Source organism: Streptomyces tanashiensis, from assembly GCF_014648895.1.
GTDB lineage: Bacteria > Actinomycetota > Actinomycetes > Streptomycetales > Streptomycetaceae > Streptomyces > Streptomyces tanashiensis.
The window spans coordinates 96,459-117,844 of sequence record NZ_BMRZ01000020.1; the positions used below are offsets into that span (position 1 = coordinate 96,459).

Sequence of the window (21,386 nt, forward strand, 5' to 3'; positions counted from 1 at the left end):
CCCGCATATCGGACACTCGTCGCCGGACCTACCGGTTGGTCGGCTCGCCCGGTTGGTCGATCTTTCAATCATTGGCGAGTGTCCGGTTCGACCCTCGCAATGCAAGGCGATGATCGATCAAGTGAGCGGACTTCGATCCTCCGGATATGGAAACCGCAGCATTTAACGTCCTGTTCATGACTCAGGTGGACGTACGGCCCCAGGCCGGAGACACGGTAAGGGGCGTCGACGCCCCGGGCGACACCAACGGCGTGCGCACCAAGGGCCTCGGCGGCAACTCCGTGGGCCTCCTCGGCAGTGCCGTCATCGGTATCTCCACCGTCGCCCCCGTCTACTGCCTGACCTCGACCCTCGGCTCCACCGCCGGTGAGGTCGGACTGCAGATGCCCGCGATCTTCCTCGCGGGCTTCCTCCCGATGCTCCTCGTCGCCTTCGCGTACCGGGAGCTCAACAAGGTCATGCCCGACTGCGGCACCTCCTTCACCTGGACCGTGAAGGCCTTCGGGCCCAAGATCGGCTGGATGTGCGGCTGGGGCCTCGTCATCGCGACGATCATCGTGCTCTCCAACCTGGCGGGCGTCGCGACCTCCTACTTCTGGCTCCTCGCCGGTGAGATCAGCGGCAGCGAGTCCGTCGCCGCCCTGGACGACAACAAGGCCGTCCACATCCTCACCTGCCTCACGCTCATCGCCGTCGCCACCGCGATCAGCTACCGAGGCATGACCGCCACCAAGGGCATCCAGTACACGCTCGTCGGCCTCCAGCTCGTCGTCCTCGGCATCTTCGTCGCGATGGCCCTGTCGAAGGCCGGCTCCTTCGAGACCTCGGTCGACTTCTCCTGGTCCTGGATGAACCCCTTCGCGGTGCAGTCCTTCGCCGCCTTCACGGCCGGACTCTCGCTCTCGATCTTCATGTACTGGGGCTGGGACGCCTGCATGGCGACCAACGAGGAGACCACCGGCAGCGCCAAGACGCCCGGCCGCGCCGCCCTCATCGCGATGGTCGTCCTCGTCGGCTCCTACCTGGCCACCGGCGTCGCCGCCCAGATGGCCGTCGGATCCGGCGAGAAGGGCCTCGGCCTCGCCAACCCGGAGACCTCCGACAACGTCTTCGCCGCCCTCGCGGGCCCCGTCATGGGCCCCACGCTCGGCATCCTGCTCTTCGTCGCGGTCCTCGCCTCGGCGGCCGCGAGCCTCCAGACCACGTTCATCCCGGTCGCCCGCACGGTGCTCGCGATGTCCACGTACGAGGCGCTGCCGAAGTCCTTCACCAAGGTCCACCCGGTCTTCAAGACCCCCGGCAAGGCCACGATCGTGGCCGGCGTCGCCACCGGCGTCTTCTACACCGTGATGACCCTGGTCAGCGAGCACGTCCTGGTCGACACCATCTACGCGCTCGGCCTGATGATCTGCTTCTACTACGCCCTGACGGCCTTCGCCTGCGTCTGGTACTTCCGGGGCGAGCTCTTCCGCTCCATCCGCTCCTTCGCCTTCAAGGGCCTCCTGCCGGCCCTCGGCGGCACGATGCTGACCGCCGTCTTCGGCAAGACGCTCTACGACATGTGGGACCCGGCCTACGGCTCCGGCTCCGCGGTCTTCGGCGTCGGCTCGGTCTTCGTGATCGGCGTCGGACTGCTGCTCCTCGGCGTGGTGATCATGCTGATCATGCAGCGCCGGAGCCCCGCGTTCTTCCGCGGCGAGATCCTGACGAAGGAGACCCCGTCGCTGGTGGTCGCCGACTGACGCCCTCCTGAGGCGTCCGAGAAACGCGAAGGCGGCGGGCCCGTGGGGGGTCCCGCCGCCTTCGTCCTCGTACCGGTCAGTGATGACCGGGGAGCAGGCGCTCCACCGCCGCGTTGGCGGGCGGCAGGTCGGGGGTGCCGGCCGGCTTGGCCTTGGGGGTCAGGACGCCGCTGAGCGGCACGACCGAGGGAAGGTTCATGCCGCCGGTGTCGGCGGCGGCGGTCCCGGCGGCCGCGCCGGCGGCACCGGCGGCGGCGAAGACGGTCAGGGCGGCTGCGGTGAGGATCTTCTTCATGCCCGCTCCAACGCGGACGGCACAGCTCCGGTTACGACTACCAGGTCCCGCCGGCCGGCTGCCGGGTCGTCGCGTTGAGCCGGTTGAAGAGGTTGCTGACGCCGATCCACAGCACGATCTGGGCCAGCTGCTTCTCGTCGTAGTGGCGGGCCGCCTCGTCCCACACCGCGTCCGGCACGGCGTCCGGGCGGTCCGCGAGCCGGGTCGCGTACTCGGCGAGGGCCAGCGCCGCCCGCTCCTCGTCCGTGAAGTACGGGGTCTCCCGCCAGGCCGCGACGGAGTGGAGCCGCTCGTCCGTCTCGCCCTCCTTCTGCGCCGTCAGGGCCCCGCCGACCACGCAGTACCCGCAGCCGTTGATCTGGCTCACCCGCAGGTGGACCAGGCCGAGGGTGGTGCCGGGCACGTCGCCGCCCGACTGGACCGCCTTGATCAGCTGGAAGATCGCCGGACCGGCCTCGGGCAGGACGGCGGCGGGGTTGGGCATGCGTGCGGACACGGAGGTCTCCTTAGGATGCGTGCATGTACGGTGAAACGAACTGGGCGCTGCGCCCGGGCCGCCCGGAGGACGTCGAGCCGATGGCCGAGCTGCGGGCCGAGGTCATGCGCGAGGACCTGGTGCGCCTCGGCCGCTACGACGAGCACCGGGTGCGCCAGCGGCTGCGGGACGGCTTCTCGCCGGCGCACACCTCGGTGATCGAACTGGACGGCGCGCTCGCCGGATGCGTCACGGTGCGCCCGGACGAGGACGGCGACGGGCTCTACCTCGAACACTTCTACCTGGCCCCCGGGACCCAGGGCCGGGGCCTCGGGACGGCGGTCCTGCGCGAGCTGCTCGACCGGGCCGACGCGGACGGGGCGACCGTCCGGCTGGTGGTCCTCCAGGGCAGCGCGGCCCGCCGCCTCTACGAGCGGGAGGGGTTCCGGTTCGAGTCCGAGGACCCGGTGGACGTGGCGATGGTCAGAACCCCGCGCCCGCGGGCTGCCGGACGGTGACGTTGAGCCGGTTGAACAGGTTGGTGACGGCGACCATCAGCACGATCGCGGCGAGCTGCTTCTCGTCGAAGTGGTCGGCGGCGGCGTCCCACACCTCGTCCGGCACCGCGTCCGAGGCGTCGGCGAGCCGGGTCGCCGCCTCGGCGAGGGCGAGGGCCGCCCGCTCCTCGTCGGAGAAGTACGGGGCCTCGCGCCAGGCCGCCACGGCGAACAGCTTCTCGTCGGCGACGCCGTTCTTCCGGGCGCTCTTGGCGCCGTAGTCGACGCAGAAGCCGCAGTTGTTGATCTGACTGGCCCGCAGGTGCACCAGCTCCAGGATCGACTCGTCGACCCCGCCCTGGCGGGTGGCCTTGACCAGGTTCTGGATCGCCGGGCCGGCGTCGGCCAGGACGTAGGCGGGGTTGGTCATCCGGGCCTTGGGCGTGTGCGCCATGGTGATCGCTCCTCAGCGTTTCTCGGTGTCGTTCGTGCGTCGCTTCCACTGCACTGACGGACCGCGCGCCGAGGATGTGACAGGACCGGAGAACTTTTCTTTCGGATTCTTTTTCAGGCCCGCGCGCTTCAGGCTTCGGCGCAGGCCCGTGCGCTTCTGGCCTCCGCGCCTCAGGCCTCCGCGATGAGGGCGGTCGCGATCGTACGGAAGCCGAGCCGGCCGTAGAGGCGGGCCACGTCCGCGTCCGAGGCCGTCAGGAACACGAGCTCCGACCCGCGGGCGCGGGCGTCCGCGATCAGGGCGGCCGTGACCGCGAGCCCGAGGCCCCGGCGCCGCGCCGCCGGGACGGTGCCGACGCCGACGACCTCCGAGACGGCCCCGACGGGCTGGTGCTGGCCGGCCGCCAGGGCTCCGCCGGTGGCGTCGAAGGCCGCCGCGAGCCGGGTCAGACCGGCCGCGAGGCGCGCGGAGACCTGGGCGGTGCTGCCGGGCTGCGGCTCCGCCCCGAAGGCGGCGTACGGGGCGGCGACGGCGCTCTCCAGGGCGGAGTCGTCCGCGCCCACCATCCGTACGGTGACGCCCGCGGGCTCCGGGACGGCGAGCGGCGCGCCCTCCAGGACCATCAGCGGGTGCTCGTGCACGGTCAGCCCGGTCGCCTCCACGGCGGCCCGCAGTCCCGGTGTCGTCTCCGCGACCCACTCGAAGGCCTCGGGCACCCCCAGCTCCCGCTGCCGGGTCCGCACGGTCTCCACGGCCTCCACGGGGACCTCGCCCTCGTGCCCGAGTGCCGGGCGGGCGTAGTAGGGCCAGCCCGCCCCCTCCTGCACGAAGAGGGTCAGCGGCCCGAACGCCTCGGCGCGGGCGGCGGAACGGGGCACGGCGTCGTAGTACGTCTCGATTCGCTTCAGCACCGGCTCATCCAAGCAGCCGCGCTACGGAAGGGCAGGCGGATTTCCCCGCGTCCAGGCGATGCGCAGATCGGCCCGGGACAGCCGCCATCCGTCGGCGGTGCGGACGAGGTCGTTCTCCGTCCGCCCGCCGGAGACGAAGAGCGAGCCGTCGGCCGCGAGGACGTGCGTGGAGAGCTGGTTCCCGAGCAGGGTGGCGCGGTCGCCGTCGACGTCGACGAGGTAGTTCGAGCCGAAGTGGACGGTCCGGTCGAAGAGCCCCATCGCCCCGCGGATGTTCGCGGCGACGGCCTCCCGCCCGCGCACGTCGCCGGCGGGGGTGGAGGTCGTCGCGTCCGCGGTGAAGAAGGAGGCCGCCCAGGCCTCGTCGAACGGGCCGCGGTCGTCGAGGGAGCGGAGGTAGCGGTCGAAGAGCCGGGTGACGGCGAGGGTGTCCGTGGTCATGCGGGGAGCCTCCTGCCTCAACCATGGTTCAGGTCAAGAGGAGTGGGGGAAGCCCGCCGCACCTCTCGGAAATCCGCACCGCACGCCCTACCGTGCGGCTATGCGGATCTCGACCACGATCTTCCTGACCGACGAGACCATCAGCCCGGTGCGCCTCGCGCGCGAACTGGAGCAGCGCGGCTTCGCGGGCCTCTACCTCCCCGAGCACACCCACGTCCCCGTCTCCCGCGAGACGCCCTATCCGGCGGGCGGGGAGCTGCCCCGGGAGTACGCCCGGACGCTCGACCCGCTCGTGGCCCTGGGGCAGGCGGCGGCCGTCACCGAACGTCTCGGGCTCGGCACCGGCATCACCCTGATCACCCAGCACGACCCGATCGTCCTCGCCAAGCAGGTCGCCACCCTCGACCACCTCTCCGGGGGCCGCTTCACCCTCGGCCTCGGCTTCGGCTGGAACCGGGAGGAGGCCGCCGACCACGGCGTCGACTGGTCCACCCGCCGGGAGCTCGGCCGCGACCGGCTCGACCTGATGCGGGCCCTGTGGGCGCCCGAACCGAGGGCGTACGAAGGGGAGTACGGCGAGTCCGTCCGCGCCTCGGAGGTCTGGCCCAAGCCGGCCGGCGGCGCACCGCGCGTCCTCCTGGGCGGCGCGGCGGGCCCGAGGCTCTTCGCGCAGATCGCGGCGCAGACCGACGGCTGGATGCCGATCGGCGGCCGGGGCCTGACGGAGTCCCTCCCCGTCCTCCGCGAGGCCTGGGAGAAGGCCGGCCGCGCCCCGGAGAGCCTCCAGCTGGTCCCGTACGCGGTGCTCCCGACGCCGGGCAAGCTGGCCCACTACGCGGAGCTGGGCTGCGAGGAGGTCGTCCTCCAGCTCCCGCCGGGCGACGAGGCGGAGGTCCTGCGGGTGCTGGACGGGTACGCGCGGTATCTGTGAGGGCCGGCCGGTTCCGGGTTCCTGCGGGGACCCGGACCGGTGGCCGGTGGGGCGCTCGTATGCTCGGTTCATGACGGATCACCAGGCAGGACGACCCACCGAGAACGCCATGCGCCGTGCCCTCAAGCGGGCCAGGGACGGGGTCGCGCTCGATGTCGCCGAGGCCGCCGTGCTGCTGCGGGCGCGGGGGACCGATCTGGAGGACCTCGTCGCCTCCGCGGGGCGCGTGCGGGACGCCGGTCTTGAGGCGGCCGGGCGGCCGGGGGTCGTCACGTACTCGAAGAGCGTCTTCATACCGCTCACCCGCCTCTGCCGGGACAAGTGCCACTACTGCACCTTCGTCACCGTCCCCGGCAAGCTGCGCCGGGACGGGCACGGGATGTTCATGTCGCCGGACGAGGTGCTCGACATCGCCCGGCGCGGCGCCGAGATGGGCTGCAAGGAGGCCCTGATCACGCTCGGCGACAAGCCCGAGGACCGCTGGCCCGAGGCCCGCGAGTGGCTCGACGCTCATGGCTACGACGACACCATCGCGTACGTGCGGGCCATGGCCATCCGCATCCTGGAGGAGACGGGGCTCCTGCCCCACCTCAACCCGGGCGTGCTGTCCTGGACCGACTTCCAGCGCCTCAAGCCCGTCGCGCCCTCCATGGGCATGATGCTGGAGACCACCGCGACCCGGCTCTGGTCCGAGCCCGGCGGCCCCCACTACGGGTCCCCCGACAAGGAACCGGCCGTGCGGCTGCGGGTCCTGGAGGACGCCGGCCGCTCCTCCGTCCCCTTCACCTCGGGGCTGCTGCTCGGCATCGGGGAGACCCTGGAGGAGCGCGCGGAGTCCCTCTTCGCGCTGCGCCGGATCGCGCGGGCCTACCACTCGATCCAGGAACTGATCATCCAGAACTTCCGCGCCAAGCCGGACACGGCCATGCGCGGGATGCCGGACGCCGAGCTCGACGACCTCGTCGCCACCGTCGCCGTCGCCCGGCTCATCATGGGGCCCTCCGCCTGCCTCCAGGCCCCGCCGAACCTCGTCGACTCGGAGTACGAGCGCCTCATCGCCGCCGGCATCGACGACTGGGGCGGGGTCTCCCCGCTCACCATCGACCACGTCAACCCGGAGCGGCCCTGGCCGCAGATCGAGGAGCTGGCCGCCCGCTCCGCCGCCGTCGGCTTCGAGCTGCGCGAACGGCTCTGCGTCTACCCCGAGTTCGTCACCCGGGGCGAACCCTGGCTCGACCCCCGGCTCCTCCCGCACGTCCGCGCCCTCGCCGACCCCGAGACCGGCCTCGCGAACCCCGACGCGCCCGTCCGCGGCCTGCCCTGGCAGGAGCCCGACGAGGCCTTCACCGCCACCGGCCGCACCGACCTGCACACCACGATCGACACCACCGGCCGCACCCACGACCGGCGCGAGGACTTCGACGAGGTGTACGGCGACTGGGAGGCCCTGCGCGAGGCGGCCGCGCCCGGGATGGTGCCCGAGCGGGTCGACGCCGACGTCCGCGAGGCCCTCTCCGTCGCGGCCGACGACCCGACGAGGCTCACCGACGCCCAGGCGCTCGCCCTGCTGCACGCCGACGGCCCCGCGCTCGACGCCCTGACCCGGATCGCGGACGACGTGCGCAGGTCGGTGGTGGGCGAGGACGTCACGTACATCGTCACGCGCAACATCAACTTCACCAACGTCTGCTACACCGGCTGCCGTTTCTGTGCCTTCGCCCAGCGCCGCACCGACGCGGACGCGTACACCCTCTCGCTGGACCAGGTCGCGGACCGGGCCCAGCAGGCCTGGGAGGTCGGCGCCGTCGAGGTCTGCATGCAGGGCGGCATCCACCCCGACCTGCCCGGCACGGCCTACTTCGACATCGCCCGCGCGGTGAAGGAGCGGGTCCCGGGGATGCACGTGCACGCGTTCTCGCCGATGGAGGTGGTCAACGGCGCGACCCGCACGGGCCTGTCGATACGCGAGTGGCTGACGGCCGCGAGGGAGGCCGGCCTCGACTCCATCCCCGGCACCGCCGCCGAGATCCTCGACGACGAGGTCCGCTGGGTGCTGACGAAGGGCAAGCTGCCCACGGCGACCTGGATCGAGGTCATCAGGACGGCGCATGAACTGGGCATCCGCTCCAGCTCGACCATGATGTACGGGCACGTGGACCAGCCCCGGCACTGGCTCGGCCACTTCCGCACCCTCTCCCGCATCCAGCAGGAGACCGGTGGCTTCACCGAGTTCGTGACCCTTCCCTTCATCCACACCAACGCGCCCGTGTACCTCGCCGGCATCGCCCGCCCCGGCCCGACCGCCCGCGACAACCGCGCGGTCATCGCCATGGCCCGGCTCCTCCTCCACCCGCACATCCCCAACATCCAGACCAGCTGGGTGAAGCTGGGCACGGAGGGTGCGGCGGAGATGCTCCGCTCGGGCGCCAACGACCTGGGCGGCACGCTGATGGAGGAGACCATCTCCCGGATGGCGGGGTCCAGTTACGGCTCGTACCGCTCGATCCGGGACCTGGAGGCGATCGCGGAGGCGGCGGGGCGTCCGGCGAAGCCCCGGACGACGCTGTACGGGGAGGTCCCGGAGGAACGGCAGACCACGGCCCGCGCCTCGGACGGTCACCTCCCGGAGCTGCTCCCGGTCCTCCCGCAGGAGTAGCCCCCCACTGCCCACAACAGGCGGGGAACATGGGCAAAAGCGGGCTGAAGGGGTTCGGATCGCATAACGTTCCGGACCCCGAACGGCCACACCCGGTCGATTACAGTGCTGCGCAGACCGCCGACGGGGGGAGAGCACGTCGTGGCCACGACAGCCGCAGCCGTGTGGGGCCGTGCCGAGCAGCAGGACTTCCGGGCCCGCGTACGGGGCTGTCTGCTGGGCGGAGCCCTCGGCGACGCCCTGGGCGCCGGCGGCGACGGGCGCACGCTCGCGGAGCTGCGCGAGGCCCACGGACCTGACGGACTCGGCGACCCCGTGCCCGCGTTCGGCCGCCGCGGCGCCGTCACCGCCGCGACCCAGATGGCCCTCTTCACCGTCGACGGCCTCATCCGCGCCCAGGTCCGCCGCGACACCGGCGCCTGGCACCCGCCCACCGACGTCCACCGGGCCCATCTGCGCTGGGCCGCCACCCAGCGCGACTGGGGCCCCGACGAGCGCCGCAAGGACAACGGCTGGCTCGCCCGCGAGGAGTGGCTCTACGCCCGCCGCAACCCGCCCCGCGCCTGCCTCACCGGCCTCGGCGACGAGCTCCTCGGCACGCTCGACAAGCCCAAGAACCCGGACGCCGCCGACTCCGGCGCCCTCGTCCGCTCGGCCCCCTTCGGACTGCTCGTCGGCTGGGAGCCGCAGCTCGTCTGCCAGCTCGCCGTGGAGTGCGCCGCGCAGACGCACGGCGCCCCGGCCGCCGGCCTCGCCGCGGGCGCCTTCGCGGTCACCGTGCACGGCCTCGCGCGCGGCGGCTCCGTCGAGGCGTCGGTGGCCGGCGCCGTGGAGCAGCTCGCGGTGCGTCCCGGCCACGAGCCGGTCACCGAGGCGCTGGGCCGGGCCCTCGGAGCCGTACGGGAGGGGGCGCCGGACGCGGACCGGGTGACGGCCCTCGGGGCCGGTGAGGACCTGGCCGAGGGACAGCTGGCGGCGGCCGTGTACTGCGCGCTGGTCGGTGAGGACGTACGGCACGGGCTGCGGCTCGCGGTGAACCATGACGGGCCCTCGGCGGTGACGGGCGCGCTCACGGGCGCGCTGCTCGGCGCCCTGCACGGCGAGACGGCCCTCCCGCCGGCCTGGCTGGCCGAACTGGAGGGCCGTGCGACGGTCCTGGAGCTCGCGGACGACTTCTCGATGGAGATGACCCAGGGGGCCGCCCTGCACGGCCCCGCGGAGTCCTCGCCGGGCTGGCTGGCGCGTTACCCGAGGGGCTGACCGCCCACGTTCCCGCCGCGCGCTATCCGAGGGGCTGATCCGTGCGGGCGCCGGCCTGGGCCGGGACCGGGCCCCCGTCGGTTCCCAGCCGCTCCAGCAGCGCGTCCCGCTCCGGGGTGTCCTCGGGCTTCACGTACCCGATGAGGACGTACAGGACGAGCGAGGTCGCGAGCGGCGAGACGATCTGGATCTGGAGCTCGACGCCGTCGAGGCCGTAGTTGGTGAGCCAGAAGACGAGGAGTCCCGCCGCCCAGGAGACGAGGGCCGCGGTGGGGCCCGACTTCCGGAAGCGGCGCAGCAGGCCGAGCATGAAGGGGATCGCGATCGGTCCCATGAGTCCGGCGACCCACTTGATGACGACGGTGATGATGTCCTTGAAGGTGGGGGAGTCGACCTGGGTGGCGACGGCCATCGACAGGGCGAGGAAGGCGATCGTCGACCAGCGCGCGGCGAGCAGCCCGGCCCGCTGGGTCCAGCTCCGCGCGGTCTTGCTGAGGACGGGTGCGATGTCCCGGGTGAAGACGGCCGCGATGGCGTTGGCGTCGGAGGAGCACATGGCCATGGTGTGCGAGAAGAAGCCGACGACGACGAGCCCGAGCAGGCCGTGCGGCAGCAGCTGCTCGGTCATCAGGGCGTACGCGTCGGAGCCGTCGGGCTTCTCGGGGTCGACGAGCAGCGGCGCGCACCACATGGGGAAGAAGAGGACCAGCGGCCAGACGAACCAGAGCACGGCGGAGAGGCGGCCGGAGCGGGTGGCCTCGCGGGCGGACGGGGTGGCCATGTAGCGCTGGGCCTGGTTCCACATGCCGCCGCTGTACTCGAAGGTCTTGATGAAGAGGTAGGCGAGGAGGAAGGTCAGCGTGTACGGGCCCGCGGTGGGTGCGGTGTGCCCCTGAAGCTCGGGGCGGTCCCACACCGTCCACAGGGCGCTGAAGCCCCCCAGTCTGCCGAGGACCGCGACGAGCATCGCGACCCCGGCGAGGAGCTGGATGACGAACTGGCCGAGCTCGGTGAGGGCGTCGGCCCAGAGCCCGCCGACCGTGCAGTAGATCCCGGTGACGACGCCGGTGATGAGGATGCCCTGGTCGAGGGAGATGCCGGTGAAGACGGAGAGCAGGGTGGCGATGGCGGCCCACTTGGCGCCGACGTCGACGATCTTCAGGAGGACGCCGGACCAGGCGAGGGCCTGCTGGGTGGGGAGGTTGTAGCGGTCCTTGAGGTATTCGAGCGGGGAGGCGACCCGGAGGCGGGAGCGCAGCCGGTTGAGGCGGGGTGCGAAGAGGTGGGCGCCGATGGCGATGCCGATGGCGATGGGGAAGGACCAGGTGACGTAGGAGGTGACGCCGTAGGTGTAGGCGATGCCCGCGTATCCGGTGAACATCACGGCGCTGTAGCCCGACATGTGGTGCGAGATGCCGGAGAGCCACCAGGGCATCCGGCCGCCGGCGGTGAAGAAGTCGGAGACGGTGTCCACGCGCTTGTGGGACCAGACGCCGATCGCGACCATGACGCCGAAGTAGCCGATGAGCACGGCCCAGTCGAGACTGTTCATTGCGTCCCCTCCATGGGGTCCGGTCCGTCTTGTGAACGCGGTTCATGGTGTGGGGAGTTGCAAGACCCGGACAATGCAAAGGAGGGTCAAGGGGCAGTAAAATCGTTCGACTTACTGACCCTTGTTCACAACTATGAACTTGTCGCGAGGGGGCGCGGAAGAGTCAGCGCATCAGCTCCCCCGCGTTGACCAGCAGCGACTGTCCCGTGATCGCCCGCGCCCGGTCCGAGGCGAGGAAGGCCGCCGCCTCCGCCACGTCCCCGTCCGTCGCGAGCTCCGGCAGCGCCATCCGCTCGGTCAGCCGCGCCAGCACCTCGGCCTCCGGCACCCCCTCGGTGTGCGCGGCGAACTGGACGTACGCCTGCACCGGCGGTCCCCACATCCAGCCCGGCAGAACGGTGTTGACCCGGATCCGGTGCGGCCCCAGCTCGCGCGCGAGCGAGTACATGGCCGAGGTCAGCGCCCCCTTCGAGGCCGCGTACGCCGCCTGCCGCACCTGTGAGGGCGCCGCCACCGCCGACTGCGTCCCGATCAGGACCACCGAGCCCCCGCGCTCCTTCAGCGCCGGCAGGCAGGCGCGGGTCATCCGCAGCGTGCCGAGCAGGTTCACGTCCAGGACCCCCTGCCAGGTCGAGAAGTCCGCGTCCTCCAGGCCCCCGAAGTAGGAGTCCCAGGCGGCCACGTGGACGACCGCGTCGATCCCGCCGAAGCGCTCGACGGCGAGTGCGGCGAGCGCCTCGCACTGCCCCTCGTCGGTGATGTCCGTGGCCCGGTACGCGGTGCGGCGGCCCTCCGGGTCGATCTCCGCCGCCGACTTGGCGAGGTTGGCCTCGGTGCGGGCGCCGAGGACCGCGTTCCCCCCGTCGCGCACCACCGTCTCCGCGATCCGGTGGCCGAGCCCGGCACCGACCCCCGACACGACGACCGTCTTTCCCTGGAGCAGCATCCGGACCCCTCTCGACCCTGGCCATTCATCTGACGGCCCGTCAGAGTAGGACCCTGCCACCGACATGGGAAGGGGTACGAGAGTGAGCGAGGAGACCCGCAGCGAGACGTACGCGGAACTGGCGGCCGTCGGGCCGTACGGCGTGCGCCCCGGCCACGCGCTGATCACCATGGTCGAACCGCACCCGGGCCACGAGTACGCGTACAACCGCTGGTACGAGGACGACCACTACTACGCGGGCGCCATGGCCATGCCCTGGATGTACGCCGGCCGGCGCTGGGTCGCCACCCGCGAGCTCCAGGAGCTCCGCGTCCCCGAGAAGTCCGCCGTCGCCCGGCCCGTCACCGCCGGCTGCTACCTCTCCACGTACTGGATCACCGAGGGCCGCTACGACGACCACATGAAGTGGACCGTCGGCATCAACAAGCGCCTCAACCGGGACGCCCGGGTCCACCACGACCGCACCCACGTCTTCACCTCGTTCCAGGACCACGAGGCGACCGTCTACCGCGACGGGGCGGAGGGTCCGCGCGACTTCCACGCCCTCGACCACCCCTACGCCGGCCTCGTCCTCCAGGTGATCGACACGGAGGGACCGCAGGAACGGGCCGCACTGCTCGACCGCCTCCGCACCCGGGAACTGCCCCGCCGCCTCGCCGGCTCACCGGCGGCGATGGTCACGGTCTTCCGCCCGACCCCCCTGCCCGGCGACCGCATGACCTACGTGAAACAGGTCGAGGGCGTCGACACCCGCCTGACCCTGCTCTGGTTCCTGGAGGAAGACCCGCGCGCGTGCTGGACGGAGCACTTCGCGGACCTGGAGACCCTGGGAGGGGCCACGGGGACGGTGGAGCTGGTGGCCCCCTTCATCCCGACGGTCCCGGGCACGAACCGCTATGTGGACGAGCTCCGCTGATCCCGTCCGGGAAGAGGCCGCTCCGAAGAGGCCGCTCTGAAGGGGCCGCTCTAAAGAGGCCGAGCCCCCTCGGCCAGGACGGCGGACCGGTCGAGAGGGCTCATTCGTACTGCTGGTGACGGCGGGCGCACCGGGGCTCAGAGGGCCCCGTTGCTCACCTCGCCGACGAAGGCGTTCCACGAACCCGGTCCGAAAGAGAGGGACGGGCCCTCGGGGGCCTTGGAGTCACGCACCGCGATCGCGGCCACGACGGGGGACTTCACCTCGACGCAGGCCCCGTTCCCGCCCGAGTACGAGGACTTCGTCCAGGTGTCCGTACCACCCTGAATAATCGCCATGCTGCTCACTCCGGTTCTGCCGAGTAGTGTGTCGCGCCAACGTTCTCGATGGCGTGATCGACGCTACTCGCCGGTCCCGTCCGGCGGGACCGGCGTTCACACGTCCGAGTGGCATATTCCAACTGCGCTTCCGTGGGAGCGATCACCCGGTGTACGGTGCCTGCCCCGCCCGTCGGCGGTCAGCCCTGGGCGTGCTTCTTCGCCATCTTCGAGATGAACTCACGCGTCTGATCGACGTTCAGCGCCTGTGCCCTGAGGTGCTCGTACATGACGGAGTACTTGCCGACGTCCTGCGCCTTCTCCAGGTACAGATCGCTCGTCACGCCCTCGATGTAGACGACGCTGGAGTCCGAGGTGTCCGGGAACTCCAGGATCGAGTACTGCCCGCTGATCCCCGGGTGCGCGCCCATCTCGAACGGCAGCACCTGCACGGTGACGTGCGGCAGGTGCGACTGTTCGATGAGGTGCTCCAACTGCTCGACCATCAGCTGCCTGCTGCCGACGATCCGGTGCAGCGCACCCTCGTCGATGACCGCCCACAGACGCAGCGGACGCTCCTCGTCCCGGATCCGCTCCTGGCGGCGGGTGCGGACCGTGACCCGCTTCTCGATGTCCGCGGGCGTCGACTCCGGCAGCGCGCCCGAGATCACGGCCTCCGCGTAGGAGTGCGTCTGGAGCAGCCCCGGGATGATCTGCGGCTTGTACATCCGCAGGCTCTCCGCGTCCGTCTCCAGGCCGATGTAGACGCTGTACGGGATGTCGCCGAAGGCGTGCCACCAGCCCTGCTGGCGCGAGTCCTTGGCCATCTGCATGAGGGAGTCGACCATGCGCTCGTCCTCGACCTCGTACACACCGCACAGGTCCCGCACGTCACGCTGACTGATGGAGCGACGGCCGTTCTCCAGCCGGCTGATCTTGGACTGGGAGACGAGCAGACGCTCGGCGACCTGCTCGGCCGTCATGTTCTTCGCCTCGCGGAGCTTGCGCAGCTCCTGGCCCAATCGGCGTCGCCTGACGGTGGGGTTGACGTTGGACGCCACGGAAACTGCACCTCCGGCTGTCTGCTGCGTAGCTGTGAGTATCTACCGCTTGGCAGACTGCCACCAATGGCCGGGTGTGCGCTGGGAAAACGGGACAACGCACATGTGCGGGACGGCCGTCCAGACCGCCCCGCACACCTGTGCGGCTCCCGGGATGGTTCCTGGTGGTTCTTGGTGCTGGTGCTGGTGCTGGTGCCGGGTGCTGCTCGTCGCGCGGTCGTCAGTGCGCGGCCGCGCGGGCCATGCTGCCGTGAGGCTGTGCCGGGACGCCCGCGGCGCTCCGGCGCGGCTGTGCCGCCGCGCCGTTCTGGACGTCCATCACGGCGTGCGCCACGAGTCCGCCCATCGGGTCGTGCCGGATCAGGTCGCGCAGCCGGGACCGCGACGACCGTCCTTCGTTGCCGGGGTACAGGTGCTTCCCGAGACCGACCGCGTGGGCCAGCGCGGCAAGCGCCGCGGTCCGCGGGTCCGGTGGTACGCCGGTGCGGATCGCACTGTCCAGTCGGGCACGGATCTCCCGACTGATCGCCGTGTCCGTCGCCTGGTAGCGAGTCGTCGGCAACACCCCGCACATCTGGCCCTCCACGGCATGCACCATGCCGCATCGCTCCAGATGCGAGAGATATGTCTGACGGAGCCCCAGTCGGGGTCCGCCGATCCAGTGGACGGCCCGAACCGGGCTGCCGCGCCTGCGCAACAGCTCCAGTGCGGAGTCCAAGGTCGGATCTCCGGTCGGCCGTGGCATCACCACGGCGATACGATCCCCGTCAGGGGCTATCCGGCCTGCCAGAGCCAGCTCCACTAGCTGTGCTCCGGCCAGACCGAGGTCGAGCGACTGCGGCTGCGCTGTGGTACCCGTGGTCGGGTCCAGAGCGAGCAGCAGAAGCTCTTCCGGAATAGTTCTGCGGCTCCTGCCCATCCATGCCTCCCCGCGTGGATGAATGACAGGGTGACCCCTCTCACATTCATCTGTCGAGAGTGCCTGGGTGCTTCATCCGGGAACCAGTAGGTATGTCGTTCTCGTCTAGCACGGGAGCCAAGGGGTTCACACAGGACACTGGTAGACGGTTCGGACGTACGTATGACGCATGGAGGAGGCACGGTGGCGGGCGAGTCCCCCGACAAGGCGGAGCAGCAGGGGTCGTCTCAGGAGACGGCGGCCTCGGGCGGCGGCGGCCGGGATCCTCGGCTCTCCGTACTCCGTGAGTCAGAGTCCTCGTCGGCCTCGGCGGTCCAGGTGGACCAGCCGACGGCCGTGTTCAAGACCCTCGCGCCCCGCACGCCGGAGGACGACGAGCCGAGTGCGACGGCGACCGTGACGCCGACGGGCGAGTCGGAGTCGGATTCGGAGTCGGCGCCCGAGCCGGCGTCGTCCGAGTCCGGGTCCGGGCAGGCGTCGGTGTCCGAGCCGGAGGGCGACCGCCTGAAGGCGGCCGTGGCGGCGTGGGTCGCGACGGCCGAGGAGCCCGAGACCGAGGACGAGCCGGAGGACGACGGCGAGCCCGAGCCGGAGGACGAGGCCGACGACGCCGAGGCCGAGGATGAGCCGCGGGACGACGAGGCGGACGACGAGCCCGAGGACGGGCCCGAGGAGGCGGACGAGGAGTCCGGCGACGAGCCGGACGAGGAGCCCGTCGAGGACGTCGAGGACAAGGCGCCCTCCGCGTCCTGGTTCGCCGCGCGGAAGCCGGCGGCCGACGCGAAGCCGTCCCCGGACGAGAAGCCGTCGGCCGACGAGAAGCCGACGGAGCCCGCGGCGTCCTCGGATGACTCCGGCGACTCCGCCGACGACTCCGCGGAGAACTCCTCCGACGGCTCCTCCGAGGACGACGAGCCGGACGACGAGCCGGTCGACCAGCCCACGACCATGTTCAAGATGGTCCGTCCGCCCGTCGTGGACCAGCCGACGACCGCCCTGAAGCTTCCGTCCGCGCTGACCGCGGACTCCGACAGCGAGCGCACCAGCGTCTTCCGCGCGCTGCGCCCCGACATCCCCGCCGAGCAGAAGGCCGAGAAGGCCGAGAAGGCCGCGCAGGAGGCCGCCAAGGCCTCCGCCGCCCCGGCGCCCGCCCCCGAGGCAGCTCCGAAGGCTGCCGCGCCCAAGGAGGCCGCGCCCAAGCCGGCCCCCGCCGCGCTCGCCGAGGCGGAGCGGACCCGGCAGCAGCCGCTGCCCCCGCTGCCTCCGCTCGACCTGCTCGCGGAGCTGACCAACACACCGCCCCCGCCGGCGACCCCGCTGCGGACGACCGTGCGCCGGCTGCGGATCTGGACCCCGCTGGTCCTGCTCCTCCTGATCGTCTTTGCGATCGCGCAGATGGTCCGCCCGCTGCCCGCGCCCGCGCTGACGCTGTCGGCCGAGCCGACGTTCACCTTCGAGGGCGGCGAGCTCAAGATGCCGTGGCCCACCGAGGGACAGGGCGCCGTCGAGGTCGAGGGCGTCGGTTCCATGGGCCTGTACGGGGCGCAGAAGCCGGCCCCGATCGCGTCCGTGACCAAGACGATGACGGCGTACGTGATCCTCCGCGACCACCCGATCAAGGGGAAGCAGCAGGGTCCCGAGATCACCATCGACAAGAAGGCCGCGGACCAGGCCAAGGCGACGCACGAGTCGACGGCGGCGGTCCAGGAGGGCCAGACCTACTCGGAGAGGGAGCTCCTGGAGCTCCTCATGATCCCCTCCGCGAACAACGTGGCCCGGCTGCTCGCCCGCTGGGACGCCGGTTCGGAGGCCGCGTTCGTCGAGAAGATGAACGCCGCCGCGAAGGAGCTGGGCATGACCCAGTCCACGTACACGGACCCGTCCGGTCTGCTCGACAGCACGGTGTCGACCCCGCAGGACCAGCTGAAGCTGGCGAAGGCGGTCATGCAGTTCGACGTGTTCCGGAAGATCGTGAACATGCCGAACCTGACGGTCGACGGCATCCCCGGCCGCATCGAGAACAACAACAAGATCCTGCTCGAACCGGGTGTGAGCGGCATCAAGACCGGCTCCTCCACCCCGGCCGGCGGCAACCTGCTCTGGGCGGCGAACACCGTCGTCGACGGCCAGGAACGCCGTGTCCTCGGCATCGTCATGGGGGCCAAGAACGCCAAGATCCTCAACGACAAGCTGGACCTCGCCATCGACTACAGCCTCAAGCTGATCCAGCAGGCCCAGAAGGACGTCACCTCGGCGGCCGTGGTCAAGAAGGGCCAGGTCCTCGGCTACGTCGACGACGGCCTCGGCGGCCGCACCCCGGTCGTGGCGACCAAGGAGCTCAAGGCGGTGGGCTGGCCGGGCCTCCAGGTGAAGCTGGAGCTCACGAACGGCGGCAAGGCCGTGCCGCACTCCGGCAAGGCGGGCGACATCGTCGGCCAGGTGTCGATCGGCACCGGCACCGGCAAGGTCAGCTCCCCGGTCGCCCTCAAGACGGACCTGGTGGAGCCCGGCTTCGACAAGAAGCTCACCCGCGTGGGCTGACGGCCGGCCCCCAGAGGCCACCCGCTCGGCCGGGCGCCCCGGAACCCCGGGGCGCCCGGCTGTTAGCGTCTCCGGGGGGACGAGGGGCCCGTGTGACCTCGCGAGAGGCGGGACGGGCAGCAGACGCGCAGGAGACGGGCAGCACGGGAAAGGGCCGCAGTGACCACCGCCGAGCCGACACGCGCCGACCGCGCGGACTCCGACCCCGACGTCTACCGTGAGGGCCATGACGCTCGTGACACCCGGGACAGCGAGGGCGGCCCGCCCACGGATACCGACCCTGCTTCGCTCTCGCGAATAGTGCTGCCGACCCAGCGGCCCGCCCCCGCGCCGGCCCCCGGGCCCGCCCCGGCACCCCCCACCCAGGCCGCTACCGCCGCCCCCGCGCGCGCCCCCCGGCGCAAGCGCCGCTACACGGTCATGGTGGCCACCGGGCTCGCCGCCCTCACCCACGTCCTGTGGTTCTTCTTCTTCGCGAACAGCGGCGGAGACCTGGCCGCGCAGGACGCGTGGGCCGAGTTCGTCGGACGGCACCCGGACTCCGCGTACAACCTGGCCTGGTACGGCGGGATGCACCCCGTCTCGTACAGCGTGGTCTCGCCCTACCTGATGTCGGTGCTCGGCGTCCGCAGCACGATGATGGTCGCCGGCACCCTGTCGGCCGCGCTGACCGCGCTGATCCTGGTGCGGGTGCGGGCGGTCCGGAACCCGATGGTCTGCTCGATCGCGGGCGTCTTCGCGTTCCTCTGCAACGCGCTCTCGGGCCGGGTGACCTTCGGCCTCGGCATGATGTTCGCGCTGGGCGCGGTCGCCGCCGTCTTCTGCTGGCCGCACCGCTGGCGCTACAAGCGCTGGGCGAAGGCGGCCGTCGCCGCCCCGCTGGCCGGCCTGGCGACGGCGTGCAGCCCGGTCGCCGGACTGTTCCTCGGGGTCGCGGCGGCGGCGCTCTTCCTCAACAAGCGGCGCCCCGGCGCGTACGCCCTCGGGCTCGCCCCGGTGGCCGTCGTCGCGCTCTCCTCCTGGCTCTTCCCCTTCTCCGGCACGCAGCCGATGGCCTTCGGCTCGACGGCACTGCCGCTGCTCTTCGGGATCCTGACCTTCGTCCTCGTCCCCAAGGACTGGCGGACGGTCCGCACCGCCGCGGCCGTCTACACCATCGGCACGCTCCTGACCTGGCTGATCGACTCCCAGATCGGTTCGAACATCTCCCGGCTGCCGATGCTCTTCGCGGGCGTCGTGCTGCTCGCGGCCCTGCCGTACACGGTGCCGCGCTCACGCCGCTGGTACGCGCTGCTGCTCGCCGTCGCCGGGCTGAACTTCTGGATCGGTTTCAAGGGCGTCGACGACGTCATCCGCACCGCGCCGGACGCCTCCTGGGCGCGCGAGCTGGCGCCGCTCGTCAACCAGCTCCAGGTGCGGAACGCGGGCAAGGCGCGCGTCGAGGTCGTGCCGGCGTCCAGCCACCGCGAGTCCTCCGCGCTCAGCCCGTACATCAACCTCGCGCGCGGCTGGAACCGGCAGGCCGACATGGAGCGCAACCCGCTCTTCTACGACGACACCCTGAACGCGGTGAACTACGAGGAGTGGCTGGACCGGTGGGCCGTCCACTACGTGGTCCTGCCCACCGGCGCCCCCGACTCGGGCGCACAGCAGGAGGCGGAGCTGGTCCGCGAGGGCCTGCCGTACCTGAACCAGGTCTGGTCGGACGAGAACTGGCGGCTGTACGAGGTCGAGAACCCGACCCCGCTGGCGGACCCGCCGGCCCAGGTGCAGAGCGCCGAGGAGAACGAGGTCGTGATCCGGGTCGACAGCCCCGGCCGGGTCCTCATCCGCGTCCCGTACTCGCCGTGGCTCGCCCTCATGGACGAGAACGGCGGCAAGATCGAGCCGCCGCAGGAGACGGAGGCCTCGAAGGCGGCCCGCGAGGAGTCGGAGACCGAGCTCCCCAAGGTCTTCGCGAACGAGGAGGGCTGCCTCTTCAAGGCCGAGGCGGACACCGAGGGCGACGAATGGACGGAACTCGTCGCCCCGAAGGCGGGCGTCTACCGCCTGGGAGCCCCGTACAAGCTGTCGCGGGGCACGGCCTGCCCGGAGGAACTGCGCTGAGGCGCCGTCACCCCAGGTCCGTCAGCTCGTCCGCGTACACCTGGGACAGGGGCTGCGGCCCGACGTACTGCTGGCAGTTGCAGCTGCCGGCCTCGTAACGGACGGGCTTCTTGTTCTCGTCCCAGGCCGTCGGCACCTCGACCCGCTCATGGCACCGGCCCTGCTTGTCGTGCTTCGCGAGATGGTGCGTGCACCCGCACACCGGCTCGGGCGTCTTGTGCGCGGCTTCGAGGGCGAGACGTTCCTGCTTCGCCGCCTCCAGCACCTCCATCTTCCGCTCGTGGCGATGGCGCAGCGCGGTACGGATGCTGTCGCCCGCCCACGCGAAGCCGCCGGTCCAGAACAGGATGAGTACCCACCAGAACCAGTCCACCGTCGTTCCCCCGTTTCCCCCGGTACGTGAAAGGCCCAGGATAGGACCGGCGGGACGGGTCAGAGAGGGGTCGCGGCCTTCAGGATCAGGAAAAGCGTCACGGCCGAGTTCGCCGAGGAGAGCGCGGAGACGGCGGTCCCGGCGGCCGCGGCCCAGGTGGCGAGGCCCGCGACCGTGAACACGGAGGGCAGGAGGCGGGCGGCCGGGGCGGGGGCGAGCAGGGCCGCCACGCGGCGCGGCACGGGCCCGGCGGCCGAGGCGAAGCCCGCGAGCGCCGTCGAAGGCGCGCCCCGGGAGACGAGCGAGGCCTTGCCGACGGCGCGGGCCACGGTCCGGCGGCTGCCGACGCGGGTGGCGGCGTCCTCGTCGGCCCACCGCTCGGTGGTGTAGGCGACGGCCGTACGCAGCGGCCGCAGGAACGGGTTGGCCCGCGCGGCGAGCTGCGTGATCAGCAGGAACCGGTGGTGCCGGGCGTCGAGGTGGGCGCGCTCGTGGGCGAAGAGCGCACGGCGCTCGGGCCCCGAGAGCGCGGCGAGCAGGGAGGTGGTGACGACGACACGGTTCCTCCGCCCGGGGAGCGCGTACGCGTAGGGGCGCGGGTCGGGCAGTACGACGACCGAGGTGGCGGGCAGACCGGCGAGGGCCCGCCCGGCCCGCCGGCGGACCCGGCGGTGCCGCCACGCGGCCCGGGCGCAGGAGACGACCACGACGACGAGCGCGGGGATGGCGAGCCGGCCGGCGATCTCGTCGTAGGGGACGGCGGCGCGGACCTCGGGGTCGGACCAGGCGTCCGGCAGGGGGTTGCCGGGCAGTTGCGCGGTGCCGACCACCATGAGCAGGGCGAGGGACAGGGTGCTGCACACCCCGAGCACGCCCGCGCATCCGGTGAGCAGCCGGGTGGCCGTCCGGGGATGCAGGCGGTGCGCGGCGAGCCGTGCGACCGGCCACGCCGTCAGCGGCAGGACCAGCGGCAGGAAGACGAAGACCCCCACG

20 protein-coding genes are annotated in these 21,386 nt (G+C 71.8%); 8 read left to right on the forward strand and 12 right to left on the reverse strand.

Annotated features, from left to right (window positions below; all coding sequences use genetic code 11):
* Positions 1–176: 176 nt before the first annotated feature.
* Complete coding sequence (locus IE237_RS35835) at positions 177–1,742, forward strand: APC family permease (protein ID WP_189806354.1); 1,566 nt, start codon at positions 177–179, stop codon at positions 1,740–1,742.
* Between the two features lie 76 nt (positions 1,743–1,818).
* Here the strand turns inward: IE237_RS35835 and IE237_RS35840 are convergent, their stop codons facing one another.
* Together IE237_RS35840 and IE237_RS35845 are read right to left on the reverse strand one after the other, a co-directional pair.
* Positions 1,819–2,037: a hypothetical protein gene (locus IE237_RS35840; protein WP_189806355.1), complete on the reverse strand. Its 219-nt coding sequence runs from the start codon at positions 2,035–2,037 to the stop codon at positions 1,819–1,821.
* 37 nt (positions 2,038–2,074) lie between these two features.
* A complete protein-coding gene (locus IE237_RS35845) occupies positions 2,075–2,533 on the reverse strand; it encodes a carboxymuconolactone decarboxylase family protein (protein WP_189806356.1) in 459 nt (152 codons plus the stop codon).
* 23 nt (positions 2,534–2,556) lie between these two features.
* Between IE237_RS35845 and IE237_RS35850 the strand changes: the two genes are divergently transcribed.
* The gene (locus IE237_RS35850) at positions 2,557–3,030 is read left to right on the forward strand and encodes a GNAT family N-acetyltransferase (RefSeq protein ID WP_189806357.1); all 474 of its coding nucleotides are present in this window, start codon (positions 2,557–2,559) and stop codon (positions 3,028–3,030) included.
* On the opposite strand, the gene IE237_RS35855 is transcribed toward IE237_RS35850, so the two are convergent.
* From IE237_RS35855 to IE237_RS35865, 3 genes are all read right to left on the reverse strand, one after another.
* On the reverse strand, positions 2,996–3,463 hold the full coding sequence (locus IE237_RS35855) for a carboxymuconolactone decarboxylase family protein (protein WP_189806358.1): 468 nt from the start codon (positions 3,461–3,463) through the stop codon (positions 2,996–2,998). The two genes, IE237_RS35850 and IE237_RS35855, sit on opposite strands and share 35 nt — an antisense overlap.
* Before the next feature lie 170 nt (positions 3,464–3,633).
* Entirely contained in the window at positions 3,634–4,374 is a 741-nt protein-coding gene (locus IE237_RS35860; RefSeq protein ID WP_308433149.1) for a GNAT family N-acetyltransferase, read from the reverse strand.
* Positions 4,375–4,395: 21 nt separating this feature from the next.
* Complete coding sequence (locus IE237_RS35865; RefSeq protein ID WP_189806360.1) at positions 4,396–4,815, reverse strand: nuclear transport factor 2 family protein; 420 nt, start codon at positions 4,813–4,815, stop codon at positions 4,396–4,398.
* A gap of 100 nt (positions 4,816–4,915) precedes the next feature.
* On the opposite strand from IE237_RS35865, the gene IE237_RS35870 reads away from it, so the two are divergent.
* The 3 genes from IE237_RS35870 (at position 4,916) to IE237_RS35880 (ending at position 9,662) form a co-directional block, all read left to right on the forward strand.
* Positions 4,916–5,746 carry an LLM class F420-dependent oxidoreductase gene (locus IE237_RS35870; RefSeq protein ID WP_189806361.1) on the forward strand — a complete coding sequence of 277 codons (831 nt, stop codon included), beginning with the start codon at positions 4,916–4,918 and terminating at the stop codon, positions 5,744–5,746.
* Between the two features lie 70 nt (positions 5,747–5,816).
* Positions 5,817–8,402 (forward strand): bifunctional FO biosynthesis protein CofGH, encoded by a 2,586-nt coding sequence (locus IE237_RS35875; protein WP_189806362.1) that lies wholly within the window; start codon positions 5,817–5,819, stop codon positions 8,400–8,402.
* A gap of 141 nt (positions 8,403–8,543) precedes the next feature.
* Positions 8,544–9,662 (forward strand): ADP-ribosylglycohydrolase family protein, encoded by a 1,119-nt coding sequence (locus IE237_RS35880; protein ID WP_189806363.1) that lies wholly within the window; start codon positions 8,544–8,546, stop codon positions 9,660–9,662.
* A gap of 22 nt (positions 9,663–9,684) precedes the next feature.
* Here the strand turns inward: IE237_RS35880 and IE237_RS35885 are convergent, their stop codons facing one another.
* Both IE237_RS35885 and IE237_RS35890 read right to left on the reverse strand, forming a co-directional pair.
* Positions 9,685–11,214, reverse strand: a complete 1,530-nt coding sequence (locus IE237_RS35885) for a sodium:solute symporter family protein (protein WP_189806364.1) — start codon at positions 11,212–11,214, stop codon at positions 9,685–9,687.
* Positions 11,215–11,377: 163 nt separating this feature from the next.
* On the reverse strand, positions 11,378–12,160 hold the full coding sequence (locus tag IE237_RS35890) for an SDR family oxidoreductase (protein WP_189806365.1): 783 nt from the start codon (positions 12,158–12,160) through the stop codon (positions 11,378–11,380).
* Positions 12,161–12,242: 82 nt separating this feature from the next.
* Between IE237_RS35890 and IE237_RS35895 the strand changes: the two genes are divergently transcribed.
* Complete coding sequence (locus tag IE237_RS35895; protein ID WP_189806366.1) at positions 12,243–13,076, forward strand: hypothetical protein; 834 nt, start codon at positions 12,243–12,245, stop codon at positions 13,074–13,076.
* Positions 13,077–13,213: 137 nt separating this feature from the next.
* Here the strand turns inward: IE237_RS35895 and IE237_RS35900 are convergent, their stop codons facing one another.
* The 3 genes from IE237_RS35900 to IE237_RS35910 form a co-directional block, all read right to left on the reverse strand.
* Positions 13,214–13,414 (reverse strand): DUF397 domain-containing protein, encoded by a 201-nt coding sequence (locus IE237_RS35900; RefSeq protein ID WP_041133951.1) that lies wholly within the window; start codon positions 13,412–13,414, stop codon positions 13,214–13,216.
* Positions 13,415–13,593: 179 nt separating this feature from the next.
* Positions 13,594–14,454: a helix-turn-helix domain-containing protein gene (locus IE237_RS35905; protein ID WP_189806367.1), complete on the reverse strand. Its 861-nt coding sequence runs from the start codon at positions 14,452–14,454 to the stop codon at positions 13,594–13,596.
* A 220-nt stretch (positions 14,455–14,674) separates the two neighbouring features.
* Complete coding sequence (locus tag IE237_RS35910) at positions 14,675–15,373, reverse strand: GOLPH3/VPS74 family protein (protein ID WP_189806368.1); 699 nt, start codon at positions 15,371–15,373, stop codon at positions 14,675–14,677.
* A gap of 183 nt (positions 15,374–15,556) precedes the next feature.
* Here IE237_RS35910 and IE237_RS35915 point away from each other — a divergent pair, with 183 nt between their 5' ends.
* Together IE237_RS35915 and IE237_RS35920 are read left to right on the forward strand one after the other, a co-directional pair.
* Positions 15,557–17,914, forward strand: a complete 2,358-nt coding sequence (locus IE237_RS35915) for a D-alanyl-D-alanine carboxypeptidase family protein (protein WP_189806369.1) — start codon at positions 15,557–15,559, stop codon at positions 17,912–17,914.
* 159 nt (positions 17,915–18,073) lie between these two features.
* Positions 18,074–20,020, forward strand: coding sequence for a DUF8823 domain-containing protein (locus IE237_RS35920; RefSeq protein WP_370468340.1), 1,947 nt, complete (start codon positions 18,074–18,076; stop codon positions 20,018–20,020).
* A 7-nt stretch (positions 20,021–20,027) separates the two neighbouring features.
* Here the strand turns inward: IE237_RS35920 and IE237_RS35925 are convergent, their stop codons facing one another.
* Positions 20,028–20,393: a hypothetical protein gene (locus IE237_RS35925; RefSeq protein ID WP_189806370.1), complete on the reverse strand. Its 366-nt coding sequence runs from the start codon at positions 20,391–20,393 to the stop codon at positions 20,028–20,030.
* 59 nt (positions 20,394–20,452) lie between these two features.
* On the reverse strand, positions 20,453–21,385 hold the full coding sequence (locus tag IE237_RS35930) for a M56 family metallopeptidase (RefSeq protein ID WP_189806371.1): 933 nt from the start codon (positions 21,383–21,385) through the stop codon (positions 20,453–20,455).
* Position 21,386: the final 1 nt, after the last annotated feature.